Origin of the sequence: Campylobacter concisus, from assembly GCF_002092845.1 — a bacterium.
Taxonomy (GTDB): Bacteria; Campylobacterota; Campylobacteria; order Campylobacterales; family Campylobacteraceae; genus Campylobacter_A; species Campylobacter_A concisus_AQ.
In genome coordinates, this window is sequence record NZ_LVXF01000023.1 from 126,280 (window position 1) to 142,014 (window position 15,735).

Consider the following 15,735-nt stretch of genomic DNA (forward strand, 5'->3'; position numbering starts at 1 on the left):
TATGCAAAATGCACTAGAATTAAAAAATATTTGTAAAATTTTTGGCGATGTTAAAGCACTTGATGATATAAATTTTGAGGTTAAAAAAGGTGAGTGGGTCAGCGTCATGGGACCAAGTGGTAGCGGTAAGAGTACGCTTGTAAATATCCTTTCACTAATGGATACTCCAAGCAGTGGTACTTATATGCTCGGTGGGGATGATGCGAGCAATCTAAATGCTGATGATACACTTAAATTTAGACGTGAAAAGATCGGTCTTATTTTTCAGCAGTTTCACTTAGTGCCATATCTTAGCGCACTTGAAAATGTGATGATCGCTCAGTACTATCACAGCTCAGTTGATGAAGAGGATGCTAAAAAGGCGCTTGAGGCAGTTGGTCTTTCTCACAGACTAACACACAGACCAAGTCAGCTAAGTGGTGGTGAGCAACAACGCCTTTGTATCGCACGCTCGCTCATAAACGATCCTGAAATTTTGATAGCAGATGAGCCAACTGGTAACCTTGATGAAGCAAATGAAAGAGTTATACTTGATCTATTTTGCAAGCTAAGAAAAGATGGCAAGACGATACTTCTAGTAACTCACAACCCTGATCTTGGCGAGTATGGTGATAAGATCGTCTATCTAAGACATGGCAAATTAGAGAAAATTCGAACTATTGAAAACCCAAAGGTGCCAAATGAGATATAAAATTTTATTTTTATGTCTAGTCTCAGCCCTAGTTATGGGCTGCGTCAAGCAGTATGAGAAGCATCACATCACTCTAAATGACTCAAGCGGCATTGATACGCAATTTTTCCCAACAGAAAAGCGCCTAAAGATAGACGATAAGCCATATATGCTATTTTTCTTTGGCACTGACTGTGGAGTGTGCAAGGCCGCAATACCTGATCTAAATACGCTTGAAAAAGAGTATGGTAAAGATGTTCAATTCATTGGAATTTTAGGGCCTAGTAAGGGTTTTGATAAAGATATTGAGCTTTTAAAAGAGCACAACATTACATTCAAAACTACGAGCGATAAGGTTTCAGTTGATTACTTTAGTAAGGCAGTTGGTGGCGTCATGGGCGTGCCAGTTATCTATTTTTTTGATAAAGATGGTAAGATGCGATCAAAATTTATCGGTCTTACACCAAAAAGTGTACTTGAAAGTGCTATAAGATCGCTCTTGTAGGAGTGAATATGAAAAATTTCTTTTTATTTGTCTTAGCGGTATTTTTTGTTGGATGTGCTAGTAGTACTCCAAATATCTCGGTCAAAACGAGCGAGCCTATATTTTTTACGCTTAATGAAGCAAATAAAAGCGTTTATGTAAATTTTAAAAATAGTGCGACTGGACAAGATGTAAATGCTGAAATTTTAAGCGAGTTTGCAAAGGCTGGCTTTAGAAACGAGCCAAATATCAAAAACGCCGACTTCATCATCCTTGGCGATGTGCAAAGCTTTTCCAGGATAATCAAAAGAGATCCTAGATTTTCGATGGGCATGGGATATGGCTTTGGCAGACCAAGCTTTGGCTTTGGCTACTCGATGTTTTTCCCATTTGGCTATTACGATGATGATGACTTTAATACGAATAGCTATACTTATCACATGCAAGTAAGCGTACTAGTGCGTCCAAAAAATGGTGGCGAAAAGGCGACAAATATCTCGCTTATGCAAGCTGGTAATGTCTATTCGCCAAGCTACATTTGGCCGTTTTTTAAAGAACGCCTAGCAAAACAGATCGTTAGCTTTTTTTATAACGTCTCGCAAAAATAGGAGAAATTAGTAAATTTAAAAGGATTTAAATGCTAGTTGATGGAAGCTATGAAATTTCATCTTGTGATGATATTGAACTTGGTATAAAAAGAAGCTTTCCTCTCTCCTTTTATTCCTGTTATGACGATGTCAAGGATGCAAAAGCTCTTTTGGTGATTATCCCTGGGCTTGGAGAAGACTCTGACCTTGGATATAGAGCTAATCTTATTCGGACTATGGCAGAGACTTATGATGTTGCATGTATTAGTGTGGATTATCACTGCATAGGCAATCGCCCACAGCTTGGAGCGAAATTTGGACTTGATGATATAGATCGCAAAATCTTAACAAGAGAACTATCAAGCATAGGTATAAATTTACCAATTGATCTAAAAAGTATCGACTGCCACGAGAAGGTTGATTTGCTACTTAAATTTCTTAGCAAAGAGATTACTATTCGAAAAGAGAGAGGTATTTTGCCGGCTGATTTTAGACTAAATGCTAGCATTACGATGGTGCCAACAAAAAATGAATATCAAAATTTTGGCGTTATGCAAGCAATGGATGTGCTAAATGCTGTACTTTACGCAAAAAAATATATAAATAATGCCAAATTTGAACATCTGCCAGTGATAATGATAGGCAGCTCACATGGTGGATATCTGGCACATATGTGTGCTAAGATCGCTCCATGGCTAGTTGATGGGGTGATAGATAATAGCTCTTACGCTATATTTTTATGGCGGCTTATTGGTTTTGGTAAAGAGATTGATTTTACTAACTATTTTTGTTTTGGCACTGACACTTTGTATCAAAATTTATATATTTATTTTTTTGATAAGACCCACTGGACACTTAATGAAAAATCACCATACTATTTTATTGACGCAAGAGAAGAGATAAGAAATATCCTAAATTTAGATCATTTAAATGTTCAAAGCAGCTATAAAAAGCCAATTTACGTGAGCTATCACTGTATTTTCGATAAAGAAATAGCCCCAGCAAAGGATAAAATCGAGCTTTACGAGGCTCTTAAGAAGCTTAAATTTAACGCAACACTACATATGATAAAAGATGAGAGTGAGGTTGATGGCAAATTTATAAAGTCTCTAACGCATGGAATGGGGATGTCTTATAAACTACTTTTACAAAAAGAGCTTCCCAGTATGATGGAGAAAATTTTATCTCAAAAAAACAAGAAGAGCAGCAAGAGTATTGAGTATAAATGCGGCGATACGATCTATAAATTTAGTGAAGTCTTAGATCAAATAAATCTTGAAATTTCAGATATTGCTTAGTATTTAAAATAGTTAAAACTAGGTGCATAAAGACCTAGTTTTTATCAGTCATTATCTATCTCAAAGTCATAAAATTCGCTTTCATACTCAACATTTCCTATTTTGCTGTATTGTATAAGAGCTGCTTTTATATTGTCTATTTGCTGATACATTAGGCCAAGAGCTATTCTATTTTCGATAGCACTAGCATCATTTAGTTTTGTTAGCTCTAAAAGTGCGATCGCGTTTGATACTTTTCCAGCTCCTGTTGCTGCCACAGATGCTAAAAATAATGTGCTAGCGTCATTTACTTTAAACTCATCGATTGCCTGATTATAAAGTTTATAACTCTCCTCAAAATCGTTTGTAAAGATATCGACATAGGCTAGAGTTTGGATTAAATTTATATTCTTTGGAGCATTTTTTAGCTCAGCTCTTAACTTATCACGCTCTCTTGTAAGTAAGCCTGAAATTTGAAGTAGCTTGATGTATTGCTTTTTGATGATATCAGCACCGTGATAGAAAGCGTTTGAATCAAGCTGCTTGCCATTAAAGTGAATTTGTATCGCTTTTGCATACTCTTTGACATTTTGCTCTTTGTTTTTCGAGATGAAATTTAAGATATTTGCAATAATATCATTTGGCAAAATTTTTAGTAGCTCATCAGCTTTTTTTACCATTAGCTCATCATTGTTTGAAATTTTAGCGATGATGATATCAAAGGCTAAATTTAGCATTGTCTGCTCTTTTGGCTCTTCAAGCCATCTTATCATCGCACTTTGGTTTCCGTTAACCAGGCTTAGAAGCGAGGCATATAAATTTACAGGCTTTAAACTCTTATCATTTTCTAAATTTTCGCCGATCTCTTCAATGAGTTTTGGGTTTAAATTTCTATTTATATCTAGACAAATCGCCCCAAAAATACCTGCAAGATGGTTATTTACATCTTGATGATAGCTTGCTATGAAGTGCTTTGCTGCAAGGCTAAAATTTCCAAGCTGAGCGTAACTTAAGGCGAGATTGTATTGCAAGATAGAGTGATTTGGATAAGTGCTGGCTAGCTCTTCAAACTCTTTATTTGCTTCTTTTAAGCGGTAGCTTAGTGCTTTTGCAATAGCTTCGCTAAGTTTTGCATTTACTTTTGAAGCAGCTGCACTTTGGCTAAGATAGTCATTTGCTGCTGAAGTGTCGTCTAAAAAGACACTAACGCCACCTTTTCTTATCTGCTCGATACTCTGTTTTGCATCAAAGACCTTGTAAGGTGCGAAGTAAAAAAGGGTCTCATAGCGCCTTGTTCTATCAAAAAACATATCGTCACTAAAGTGTGCCTGAGCTAGGCTGACATCAAAAAGATCAGGCTTTAGTATCGTTTTTATCTTGTAAATTTTGCTTGGCAAAGAAGCATTGTAGTCGTAAACATCTTTGATAAATGCAGCCGCGTCGCCGTAATCAGCAGTTTTTAGATCAATTAGCGCCTCAGTCATCTTGATAAGATCGATATTTGGCGTGTTTTTAGAAGCTTTTGTTAGATAATCCCTTGCCTTGTCGTATTTGCCAAGTCTTGCGTAGAGCTGCGCTAGCGTGAAGTCGGCCTTAAATGCCTTTTGGCTCTCGAGTTTGGCTATTGCTCTCTCATCATCTCCAAGAAGTGATAAAATTTTTGCACTTAAATATGCATATTCGTTTTTATAATCTGCAGTATTTGGATGAGAAAGTGCTTGAAGCGCCTCGTAATAGTTGCCTTTATAGTAGTTTATAAGCGCGTAGTAATAGCTATAAAGTGGCGAGTTGTTTTCATACTGCAAAAATGAGTCAGCAAGTCCTATATAGTAGTTAAAATTTTTGGTGTTATTTAGCTCGAGTGAGCAAACGGCAGCGTTTATCGCACTAACCGCCGTGTTTTCTCTATCAGTTATAGCTTTATTAAAAGATACGATCGCCTCATCACATCTTTCTTGTTTCATCTGCGAAACACCGAGGTTGTAGTTTGAGAGAGACTGGTTATAAACAGCTATATTTTCATAAATTTTTAGAGCTTCAAATTTATTGCCACGCTCATAAAGCTGATTGGCTTTATTTATCATTTCATCGATCTTTGAAGCGCCAAAATTTTGCGTTTGGTAGTTGTTTTCTATATTTTTTACGATACTTGCAGTATCTATGTTCTCTTTTTTGTCTTTCTTTAGAAAGATAACTAGCAAAACCACTATCAAGATGATAAGCACTAGAACGGCCACGCCTGCTATTATAAAGAGCTTTTTATTGCTCTTTTTTACAGGGATTGGCTCTGGGATGCTCTCATCTTGTAACACGCCTTCACTTGCGATACTCTCAAGCGAGACGATCTCTTCAGGTGCTTCGGCTTTTGCCTCTTCAGGCGCTTGCTCTGCTTGCTCGCCAGGTGGTTTTAAAACTACAACCTCTTCTTCAGCCACTACATATACCTTTTAAGAACTTCTGGAATTTCGATAGTGCCATCTGCTTTTTGGTAGTTTTCCATGATAGCAATAAGAGTCCTACCCACAGCTAGACTTGAGCCATTTAGCGTATTTACAAGCATATTTTTCTTACCATCTTTAAAGCGAATTTTTGCACGCCTTGCTTGAAAATCACGAGTGTTAGATATAGAGCTAATTTCTCTATATTTACCTTGACCAGGCAACCAAACCTCAAGGTCTATCGTCTTTGCCGCGCTAAAGCCTAGATCGCCGCTGCAAAGAAGCATGTGGCGGTGAGGCAAACCAAGGCTAGTTAGCAAGTCGCTAGCACAAGATATCATCTCAGCAAGCACGCCCTCGCTTTGATCAGGTTTTGTGATGCTTACAAGCTCGACCTTTTCAAACTGGTGCTGGCGGATCATGCCTCTAGTGTCACGTCCTGCTGAGCCTGCCTCTTGGCGGAAGCATGCTGAGTAGCAAGTCATCTTTATAGGTAACTGCTCAGATTCAATGATCGTGTCATTGTATAAATTTGTCACAGGCACTTCGCTGGTTGGGATGAGATAGAGGTCCTCGTCACACACTTTGTAAAGGTCCTCTTCAAATTTAGGCAGCTGACCAGTACCAAAAAGCGTGTTTGAGCTTACTAGATAAGGGACATTTACAAGCTCGAAGCCACGCGCGCTGTTAAAGTCGATCATGTAATTAACAAGCGCTCTACTAAGCCTTGCTCCCATACCACGAAGTACGGTAAAGCGAGATCCTGAGAGCTTTGCGCCCCTTTCAAAGTCAAGCCAGCCAAGGCTCTCGCCTAACTCCCAGTGTTCTTTTGGTGTAAAGCTAAATTTAGTTGGCTCAAGCACCGTTTTTATACAGACATTATCGTCCTCGTCCTTACCAAATGGCACGTCATCGTCGGTGATATTTGGCACGTTAAATGAAATTTGCTCAAGCTTTTCTTCATATTGTTTAACGATCTCATCAGCATCAGCAAGCGCAGCTTTATTTAAATTTAGCTCATTTTTAAGCTCACTTACGTCTTCGCCAGCTCTTGCCTTTATGCCAAGCTCTTTGCTCTTTGCGTTTTGGATCGCTTGAAAATTTTCAAGTACTTTGCGCTTTTGTTTTAGCTCGTTAAAAGTTTGTAAAAGCTCGTCAAGTAGCCCAGCTTTTACATTTTTGCCCTCAAGTTTTTTTACAAATTCATCGTAATTTGTCTCGAGTAGTTTTAAATTTATCATCCTATATCCTTAAACCATAAACATAACTTTTGCAAAAAGTACGATAAAAACTGCTGCTGTTAGCGCAAATGGATGGATGTTGCCAAGTGGGCTAGGGCGTTTAAATATAAATTTGCAACTCAAATTTGTTATAACCGCAGCTACGATTAGCATCGCTAAGAAAAATTTGATCATAAAAATGATTTGTAAATTTGTCTCAAAGTAGCCACCAGCCTTTGATCCGACCCAGTTACTCATCATCATGCCTCCAGTTAATACCAAAAGCAAGATACAAAGTGGCATTATCTTAATAGCAACTGAACCGATAGCTTGTTTTGCCTTTTGAGCAAGCTCAGGTGGCATTTTTTTACAAGCTGCCTTAAAAATGATTACATCAAAAAAGAGGTAACCAACAAAGATGATTGCACAGAAAAGATGAACTATCTGTGCGTATGGATATAAATTTTGCATATTTTTTCCTTTATTAATAAATTCCGACTGCTTCACGAACTTTTTTTATCGTTGTTTGAGCAACATTACTTGCCTTTTTGGCTCCTATTTCTAAAATTCCAGACACTTCGTCAGGATTATTTTGATAATGCTCAAATTTCTCTCTCGCATCTTTAAAATAGTCCCAAATAAGCTCATTTAGATAAGCTTTAAAGTGCCCATGACCCTCGCCACCACGCTCGTATCTAGCTTGAAGCTCTTTTTGTCCACTCTCGTCTAAGAAAAGTTTGGCGATATTATAGACGTTGCAGTTTTGCCACTGTTTTGGCTCTTCAAGCGGTGTGCCGTCTGTCACGATGCTAGAAATTTGCTTTTTAAGCGTTTTAGCATCGGCAAAGATGTCGATTGTATTGCCATAGCTTTTGCTCATCTTTTCGCCGTTTGTGCCAGGCACAGTGGCTACATTTTCATCGATCTTTGCCTCAGGCAATGTAAAAATTTCTCCATGCTCGTTGTTAAATTTTATCGCGATATCACGAGCGATTTCTACGTGCTGGATCTGATCCTTGCCTACAGGCACGACCTGTGCATTATAAAGCAAAATGTCAGCTGCCATCAAAACCGGATAGCTAAATAGGCCATGATGCGAGCTAAGGCCTTTTGCGACTTTATCTTTGTAACTATGCGCGCGCTCAAGTAGGCCCATAGGCGTGTGCTGGCTTAGCACCCAGTAAAGCTCAAGAACGTCTTTAACGTCACTTTGCACCCAAAATATGCTTTTATTTGGGTCGATCCCAAGTGCCAAAAACGCACACGCAGCCTCAAAAGTGTTTTGTTTTAGGGCTTTGGCCTCGCTAAGGCTTGTCATCGCATGGTAGTTTGCTATAAACATAAACATCTCATTTTGCTCTTGCATATCAACCATCTGTTTTATCGAGGCAAAATAGTTGCCAAGGTGTAGTTTGCCGGAGGGTTGGAGGCCGGTTAATACTCTCATCTTATCCTTTCAAATTTTGGCTTTTTCTCGTGAGCGCTTTTGATAGAGATTTGAAATTTTAAGCTTTCGGCAGACTATGTGTCTAGCCTCGGCTTAAAATTTCTACACAACTATCAAAATCATCTCACGATACTTCGCTAAAAATACTTTTTAAATTTTAACGTTACATTAGAGTTTTAGTATCTAATCTAATCTTAAAATTTAACTAGCAGATTATGCGTCTAGCCTTGGCTTAAAAACAAAATTTCGCCTTGCCAAAACGTTTAAATTTTAACATCACGTTAGACTTTTTAGTCCAGCTTAATCTTAAAATTTTTATCACACAACTCTCGTCGCTTTAGCGTTGCGAACAAAGTGAAGCAAAAAATTATCTTACGATACTTCGCCAAAATTTCTAACTACAAAACGTTAAATTTAGCTCAAAGACTCAAAATTTCAACACCACGCCAGATAGCCATCTAGCCTGATCTTAAAAATTTATCGTTGCAAGCAGCAATCACACTACTTTACAACTAAATTTTTAAAAGCATCCTTATCTCTTTTACGATTTGCTTTGGAGTTTTACCCTCGACTTCGACGATGTAATCAGCCTTTTTCTCATAAAGCTCCTCTCGCTCCAGATGTAACGCCTCAGCTCTTTTTAGATCACTTAAAAGCGGACGTTTGGCGAGTTTTTTCTCGCTATTTTTACTATTTTTTAGTCTTTGCATGATCGCATCAAAACTAGCTTTTAGATAGATCACGGTGCCAATTTTCTTTAAATTTTTAACCTTCGCAAAGCCTCCGCCAGTTGAGATGATTGCATTTTTGACATTTGTTGCTAGAAATTTAGCCAGATCCTTTTCAAGCTGCCTAAAATGCTCCTCTCCGTACTCTTCAAAGATAGCTTTTATCTTCATATTTTGTGAGCTCTCCAGTAAGTCGTCGCAGTCAAGGTTCATGGTCTTTAAAGCCTTGCTAAGCGCCCTTGCGGTCGTGCCTTTGCCAACGCCCATAAATCCTATCAAAACGATATTATTGTTCTTTGTTTTCATCGCTCTCTCCACGTTTTTTAGGGATTAGCACGATAGGTACGCCAGTTATATTAAAACTCTCTCTAAGCTTATTTGTTAAATATCGTTTGTAGCTAAAGTGTAGGCATTTTGGGCGGTTCATTATGAGCGCTATCATGATAGGTGCAGTCTTAAACTGCACTGCGTAGTAAATTTTCACAACTCTGCCTTTATCTCGTGGCAGTGGGTGCGCTTTGATCGCTTCGCCGATCACTTCATTTAGTTTTGAAGTTTGGATTTTTTGTGTGTAGTTTTTGTAAATTTCAACTATGAGCGGGTAAATTTTATGCACTCTTTTGCCACCAAGTGCCGAAACACTGATGATCGGCGCGTATGCTAGAAATTTAAATCTATCCTTTATCTCTTTGCAAAGCTCGTCAAATTCTTCACTACTTTTATCCCATTTGTTTAGCACGATGATGACGCCAAGCTCAAATTTCGAGGCGATGCCAGCGATACGCTCATCAAGCTCAGTTAATAGCTCAGAGCTATCAAGCACTAGTAGCGCTACGTCCGTCTCTTCTAAAATTTTCTCAGTCCTATTTAGTGCGTATCTCTCGATGCCCTCGATCTTGCCACGCTTTCTAATACCAGCAGTATCGACAAACTCAAAAACTCTGCCATCATGCTCATAAATTTCATTAACTGGGTCGATCGTAGTGCCTGCCACGTCGCTAACAACGGCACGACTCTCTTTTACAAGAGCGTTTAAAAGCGAGCTTTTGCCGACATTTACACGGCCTATGATACCAACTCTGATGTTTTTGCTTTCATAGTCTATCTCGTTGCTTAGCTCGCCCTCGTCATTATAGTTTTCTAAAAAATCATCAAAATCTTCGCTTGTATCGGCCTTTATCTGCACTTTGTCCTCTATGTGCTTTGCTAGCCACATACTAAGCTCATCTATGCCTGTGTTGTGGCTTACTGAAATTCCAAAGGCATTTTTCGCACCAAAGCTTACAAATTCCCACTCTCTTTGCTCATCTTTTTTGCTGTCTATTTTATTAATGACTAGTGCGATTGGTAAATTTAGCTTACTAAGCTCGTAAAAAATGGTTCTATCCTCGTCATCTGGCATCATTTTGCCATCGACCATGTATAAGATGACGTCTGAATTTCTAGCCTCTGCCAAGGTCTTTGCTTTTACATTTTTAAAAAGCTCGCTACTATCATCAAGACCGCCACTGTCGATTAAAATGCACTCTTTGCCCTCAACCTCGATCTTAGCTTTGTTCGTATCTCTTGTCGTTCCGCTAACATCGCTTGTTATGGCGATACGACGACCAGCTAAGCGGTTAAAAAGTGAGCTTTTGCCGACATTTGGCTTGCCTACTAATATTACTTTTTGCAAATTTTGTCCTTTTCGTGATGGCTGATTATACAAATTTTTGACTTATATAAAGTATAAAAATTTGCTTAAAAGCGCCAAAATAAAAGAAAAAATCAACCAAAATTTAAGCCACTTTTCATTAAAATGGCTACTTTAAATTTAAAGGTCTTGTGATGTTAAAAAGGTTTTATATTTCGCATCTTGGTATTTTTTATATGCTTTTTGCTTGCTTTATGTTTGCCGTTACTGGCGCATTTGCAAAGTATCTTAGCAAAGATATGCCATCTATCGAAGTTGTATTTTTTAGAAATTTAATAGGCCTTTTTATCGTTATTTATGCCATTTATAGATTTCCATTTAAGCAAGCTGGTGGACACTTTTTTTTACTGATGTTTCGCGGTTTTGTGGGTACGGTCGCACTTTTTGCCTTTTTTTATAATGTCGCTCATGTAAATTTGGCCACAGCTTTTACATTTCAAAAGACAAATCCAATCTTTACAGCCATCCTCGCAGCCTTTATTTTCAAAGAGCGTCTAAGCTCACTTGGCTGGTTTGCTGTATTTTTGGGATTTGGGGGAATTTTGCTTGTTATCCAGCCAAATTTAGGCATAAGCAAGACTGATATTATCGGCGTTTGGAGTGGCCTTGGTGCAGCGATCGCATATACGAGTGTAAAGGAGCTAAACAAGAGTTACGGCACGAATGTTATCGTACTAAGTTTTATGCTTTGGGGCTCGTTTTTGCCACTTATTTGCATGGGTTTGGCAGAATTTTTCACCTACGAGCCACTTGATTTTTTGTTTTCAAAATTTAGCATGCCAAGCTGGTATAACGTTGTTTTTATCTTGCTAATGGGGCTTAGCGGATATTTTTTTCAATCCTACATGACAAAGGCGTTTGCAGTTGGTAAAAAGGCTGGAGTGATCGCCGCGGTTAGCTACGCAGACGTTATTTTTACGCTTATAATTGGCTATTTTATGGGTGATGTATTACCAAATCAAACGGCACTTTTAGGAATCTTGCTAGTAATAGTGAGTGGAATTTTAGTTGTGAAAGAAAAATAAAGGAGAAAAAATGATACTAATAGCGGGACCTTGCGTCATAGAAAGCGAGCAGCTCGTTTTCGACGTGGCAAAAAGGCTAGTTAAATTTAACGAAGATAAGCGGATAGATTTTTATTTCAAATCAAGCTTTGATAAGGCAAATCGCACAAGCATAAGCTCATTTCGCGGGCCCGGGCTGGAGAAGGGTTGCGAAATTTTAGCCAAGGTCAAAAAGGAATTCGGTTTTAAAATTTTAACCGATATCCACGAGAGTTATCAGGCCGCACCCGTAGGCGAAGTGGCCGACGTGCTGCAAATCCCTGCGTTTTTGTGCCGCCAGACCGATCTGCTAGTGGCTGCTGCAAAGACAAAAGCCGTGGTAAATATCAAAAAAGGGCAGTTTTTGGCGGCGTCTGCGATGAAGCATTCGGTGAAAAAAGTGCTAGAAACGCGCGGCGTAAAGGGCGAAGGATACGAGGTCGCTAAACAAAACGGCGTGTGGCTAACGGAGCGAGGCAGCACCTTTGGCTACGGAAATTTAGTCGTAGATATGAGAAATTTGGTGCTGATGCGCGAATTTGCGCCGGTGATTTTCGACGCGACGCATAGCGTGCAGATGCCGTCGGCTTTGGGTGAGAAAAGCGGCGGTGACGCGAGATTCGTGCCGTATCTAGCGCGAGCGGCTGCTGCTGCTGGCGTGGACGGATTTTTCTACGAGACGCACGTAAATCCTTGCGAGGCGCTTTGCGACGGACCGAATATGTTAAATTTGGACGAGCTAGACGCAAATATCGCTCAAATTTTTAAGATAAAGCAGGCTCTTGGCTATGCAAACTAAGGGCTTTTTATGGGTGCTAGGCGGCGCGGTCGCCGAGTGCGGCTGGACGTACGGGCTAAAACACGCCCAAAACGCCGTAGGATTCGCGCTTACTGCCGCGTTGGTCTGCGTTAGCTTCGTATCGTTTATAAAGGCTTTAAAATATATCCCCGTTAGCGTCGCGTATACCGTATTTGTGGGACTTGGAGCGTTTTTTATCGTGGTTGCCGAAAGCGTTAGCGAATACGGCTCAAGCGGCCAGGCGCCAGATCCCTTGCGGCTATTTTTCATAGCGACGCTGATCGTGGGCGTACTGGGGCTAAAGAGGCTAAAATCTTGACGCACGTTTTAGCTCTTTTGGCGGCCGGGTGCTGCGAGGTCTCGGGCGTACTTTTTCTAACCAAATTTCAAAAAAGCGTCGGCGTGAAAAAGCGGCGAATTTTTTGATTTTAACCGCGAATTTCGCCCTTTCGCTCTGGCTTTTGAGCTACGCGATGCAGGCGATGGCGATGTCGGTGGCGTACGCGATTTGGACGGGCATGGGAGCTGTTGGGGCGGTGCTGGTTGGCGTGGTATTTAACAACGAAAAGGTAAATTTAGAAAAAGCCCTCTTTTTATCGTTCGTCATCATTAGCGTGGTGATGTTAAAGATCATTTAAGTGCTAAATTTAGAAGCATGAACATGAAGTTAATTTGATAAGATAAGAATAGGTTTTAAAATACATAACTTAAAAATTCATTTACTTAATATATTCTAAAAAATAATATCAAAACTAATTTTAAGAAGTTTTTATATTAAATATTATTTTTTACAAAATATTGATTTTTAAATTCAAAATAAATTTATACAAATAGCAATACACTTTCAAACTAGTTTTAAATTCAAGGAGATTTTATGAGAATTTATAGAATTTTATTTGTATCTAGTATGGCATCCAGCTTAGTCTTTGCATCGCAAGATCTGCTACTAGAAGGTGTTGTTGTAAGTGCGGCTGGTATATCATCGAAAAAAACAGAGCTTAGTAAAAGCGAGTTAAAAAAGGGTCAAATTTTCTCTGAGCGAGATCTTGTGCGAAACGAAACTGGCGTAACTGTTACAGAAGGTGGTAGAAGTGGTAATAATGGATATGCTATACGAGGTGTAGATAGTGATAGGGTTTCTTTAAAAATAGACGGAATGGAAGCCGTTGAGAGTTTTATGCCCCGCTCTTATAATATTTTAGGGATTTTAAATGGAAACCGAAATAGCACCGAGCTTGAAAATATAAGCAGTGTAGAATTTGTAAAAGGTGCAAATTCATTAAACAAAGGTAGTGGCGCAATCGGTGGTAGCGTTAGTATGCAAACAAAAAATATTGATGACTTTGTAAGGGATGGGCAAAATGTTGGTTTTTATAGCAAAAGCGCATATGCATCAAAAAATAGTGAATTTAGGCAAGTTGCAGGTGCAGGCGTAAAAGCAGGCGGGATCGAAACACTGTTTCAGCACACGTACAAGCGTGGCAAACAGACAAAAAATTTTTACAGCGGTAAGTTGGACGATGTGCCATTTTGTGGAATGGGGACTAGTATGGAGGATTCGTATTTGGCAGATAAATACCCAGAACTTTGCTCTTTTGGTAGAATTTTGCCTGATGACGTGAGATTTCGCACACACTCAAATTTGATGAAATTTGGCTATAGGGTTGACTCGCATTTTTTAAATACATCATATGAAGACTTTAGGCAAAACTATTTTACAGAAGAGAAGAGTAATAGTACCGCAACACTTAATAGAAAGCAGACAAGAGATAGCATCCCTTACAAAAGATATGGAATTTACTATGAGTTTGTACCAGACCATGATGCTTTACTAAGTAATTTAAAGGTAAGCTTTTATAGGCAAAGAGTGCAGCAGAGGTCAAATTTCACAAGATATCATGCAAACTATCCAAACGACATGCAATACAACTCAAGTTTTGATCAAAAAGATAGCTATGAATTTTTTCAAGATAAAAAACAGTTCGATATAAGCGGCATGAGTGGTGACATTAATGCAGGTAAAATTTCTCACATCTTGAGTTTTGGTCTTGGTAGGCATATCTCTACCTTTAAAAATAAAAATTTACAACTTAGACAAAGTTTTAATACAAAATGGAGCGGTAGTGGTTTTATCGTAGATCCAGCAAATCCTTTTAAGCCGGTTAAGGCAACGGATGTAACCTTTGCTCAGCCAGTAAAAAGCACTCTTGAATATGCTTTTCTAGGTGACGATATGAGCTTAAATGAGGCCTTAAGTCTAAATTATGGAGTTAGGCTTGATAGATATGTATATAAACCAGAGCAAGCAAATATTGCCTCTGGTACAGGATATAAAATGGTGGCTACGCCATATCTTAAAAATAGCAAATTTAAAGCTATTACTTACAATGCAGGAGCCCAATATGATATAAATAACAATGTGAGTGTTAACTATGCGTTTAGTACCGGTTTTCGTGCACCAAGAGTGGAGGAGATGTATTTTGATACACCTAGGGACAGTACAAGATATGTTAGAAATTTGGAGCTAAAACCAGAAAAAGCCTTTAATCATGAAGTAAGTTTATTGTCATCAGGTCAGAGTTATGCGCTTGCTCTTAGTGCTTTTTATTCTAAATATAGAGATTTTATTGATACTGATTATGATGTTGGTATTGATGAGATAGAAGAACTTGATTTTGATACATGGGAGCTTGTAAAAAAATACAGTAAAAAAAGTCTCGATTTTAAACATGTAAATGTTGGTAGAGCTACCGTCAAAGGCTTGGAGCTAAATTCACGTGTAAATGGGAATGCACTAAATTTAAGTGAAAATTTATATGCAAGCTTAAAAGCGACCTATGCACGTGGCAAAAAAAATGATGGGACTTCACTTATGGCTATTCAGCCGTTTACTGCAGTGGCTGGGCTTGGGTATAGTGATAATAAATTTGATCTTTTATTAACTAGCAAATTTGTAGCAGCTAAAAAAGCAAAAGATGCGGTTTCAAAAATACCACCAAATTTTTCTCAGATAATCGTCGATAGAGATACAGGCAAAGTGACTGGTATAACTCAGTCAGAAGCACATAAATTCCTAAGCAAAAGCTATTTTGTCTTTGACTTAACTATGGGTTATAAGATCAGTAAAAATTTCAGCATCAATGCAGGCGTGTTTAATATTTTTAACAAAGAGTATTCTACTTGGGAAAATTTAAGACAGCTTAGATATAACGGTAACCAAAGCTATGTTAAATTTGATGGTACCGGACTTGAGCGATATACTGCTCCTGGTAGAAATTTTAGCGTTTCTTTTGAGATTAGATATTAGCTTTAGTTTAAATAAGATTTTGATAAACTAGGCAAAAATCTA

15 protein-coding genes are annotated in these 15,735 nt (G+C 38.6%); 9 read left to right on the forward strand and 6 right to left on the reverse strand.

The window, feature by feature from the left end; genetic code table 11:
• Nucleotide 1 precedes the first annotated feature (1 nt).
• From A3854_RS05675 to A3854_RS05690, 4 genes are read left to right on the forward strand one after another with little or no spacing between them, the layout of a single operon-like run.
• Nucleotides 2–691, forward strand: coding sequence for an ABC transporter ATP-binding protein (locus A3854_RS05675; protein ID WP_054196145.1), 690 nt, complete (start codon nucleotides 2–4; stop codon nucleotides 689–691).
• Nucleotides 681–1,175, forward strand: coding sequence for a TlpA family protein disulfide reductase (locus tag A3854_RS05680; RefSeq protein ID WP_084041678.1), 495 nt, complete (start codon nucleotides 681–683; stop codon nucleotides 1,173–1,175). Before A3854_RS05675 ends, A3854_RS05680 begins: the two co-directional genes overlap by 11 nt.
• An 8-nt stretch (nucleotides 1,176–1,183) precedes the next feature.
• Nucleotides 1,184–1,762 carry a hypothetical protein gene (locus A3854_RS05685; protein ID WP_084041679.1) on the forward strand — a complete coding sequence of 193 codons (579 nt, stop codon included), beginning with the start codon at nucleotides 1,184–1,186 and terminating at the stop codon, nucleotides 1,760–1,762.
• Nucleotides 1,763–1,791: 29 nt separating this feature from the next.
• Complete coding sequence (locus A3854_RS05690; protein WP_084041680.1) at nucleotides 1,792–3,039, forward strand: DUF2920 family protein; 1,248 nt, start codon at nucleotides 1,792–1,794, stop codon at nucleotides 3,037–3,039.
• 44 nt (nucleotides 3,040–3,083) lie between these two features.
• On the opposite strand, the gene A3854_RS05695 is transcribed toward A3854_RS05690, so the two are convergent.
• The 6 genes from A3854_RS05695 to der form a co-directional block, all read right to left on the reverse strand.
• Nucleotides 3,084–5,453 carry a tetratricopeptide repeat protein gene (locus A3854_RS05695; protein ID WP_084041681.1) on the reverse strand — a complete coding sequence of 790 codons (2,370 nt, stop codon included), beginning with the start codon at nucleotides 5,451–5,453 and terminating at the stop codon, nucleotides 3,084–3,086.
• Entirely contained in the window at nucleotides 5,453–6,697 is a 1,245-nt protein-coding gene (gene serS, locus A3854_RS05700; RefSeq protein WP_084041682.1) for a serine--tRNA ligase, read from the reverse strand. Before serS ends, A3854_RS05695 begins: the two co-directional genes overlap by 1 nt.
• Nucleotides 6,698–6,706: 9 nt before the next feature.
• Nucleotides 6,707–7,147: a hypothetical protein gene (locus tag A3854_RS05705; RefSeq protein ID WP_021090475.1), complete on the reverse strand. Its 441-nt coding sequence runs from the start codon at nucleotides 7,145–7,147 to the stop codon at nucleotides 6,707–6,709.
• 13 nt (nucleotides 7,148–7,160) lie between these two features.
• The gene (gene trpS / locus A3854_RS05710; RefSeq protein WP_084041683.1) at nucleotides 7,161–8,123 is read right to left on the reverse strand and encodes a tryptophan--tRNA ligase; all 963 of its coding nucleotides are present in this window, start codon (nucleotides 8,121–8,123) and stop codon (nucleotides 7,161–7,163) included.
• A gap of 512 nt (nucleotides 8,124–8,635) precedes the next feature.
• Nucleotides 8,636–9,157: a shikimate kinase gene (locus tag A3854_RS05715; RefSeq protein ID WP_054196151.1), complete on the reverse strand. Its 522-nt coding sequence runs from the start codon at nucleotides 9,155–9,157 to the stop codon at nucleotides 8,636–8,638.
• The gene (der, locus tag A3854_RS05720) at nucleotides 9,138–10,526 is read right to left on the reverse strand and encodes a ribosome biogenesis GTPase Der (RefSeq protein ID WP_084041684.1); all 1,389 of its coding nucleotides are present in this window, start codon (nucleotides 10,524–10,526) and stop codon (nucleotides 9,138–9,140) included. Before der ends, A3854_RS05715 begins: the two co-directional genes overlap by 20 nt.
• Before the next feature lie 152 nt (nucleotides 10,527–10,678).
• On the opposite strand from der, the gene A3854_RS05725 reads away from it, so the two are divergent.
• The 5 genes from A3854_RS05725 to A3854_RS05745 all read left to right on the forward strand — a co-directional run bounded on the left by A3854_RS05725 (nucleotide 10,679) and on the right by A3854_RS05745 (nucleotide 15,693).
• On the forward strand, nucleotides 10,679–11,569 hold the full coding sequence (locus tag A3854_RS05725; RefSeq protein ID WP_072593874.1) for a DMT family transporter: 891 nt from the start codon (nucleotides 10,679–10,681) through the stop codon (nucleotides 11,567–11,569).
• Nucleotides 11,570–11,579: 10 nt separating this feature from the next.
• Nucleotides 11,580–12,386: a 3-deoxy-8-phosphooctulonate synthase gene (gene kdsA / locus A3854_RS05730; protein ID WP_084041685.1), complete on the forward strand. Its 807-nt coding sequence runs from the start codon at nucleotides 11,580–11,582 to the stop codon at nucleotides 12,384–12,386.
• Nucleotides 12,376–12,705, forward strand: a complete 330-nt coding sequence (locus A3854_RS05735; protein ID WP_084041738.1) for a DMT family transporter — start codon at nucleotides 12,376–12,378, stop codon at nucleotides 12,703–12,705. The genes kdsA and A3854_RS05735 overlap by 11 nt, the downstream gene beginning before the upstream one ends.
• A 103-nt stretch (nucleotides 12,706–12,808) precedes the next feature.
• Nucleotides 12,809–13,024 (forward strand): SMR family transporter, encoded by a 216-nt coding sequence (locus A3854_RS05740; RefSeq protein ID WP_374057403.1) that lies wholly within the window; start codon nucleotides 12,809–12,811, stop codon nucleotides 13,022–13,024.
• A gap of 236 nt (nucleotides 13,025–13,260) precedes the next feature.
• Complete coding sequence (locus A3854_RS05745) at nucleotides 13,261–15,693, forward strand: TonB-dependent hemoglobin/transferrin/lactoferrin family receptor (RefSeq protein WP_084041686.1); 2,433 nt, start codon at nucleotides 13,261–13,263, stop codon at nucleotides 15,691–15,693.
• Nucleotides 15,694–15,735: the final 42 nt, after the last annotated feature.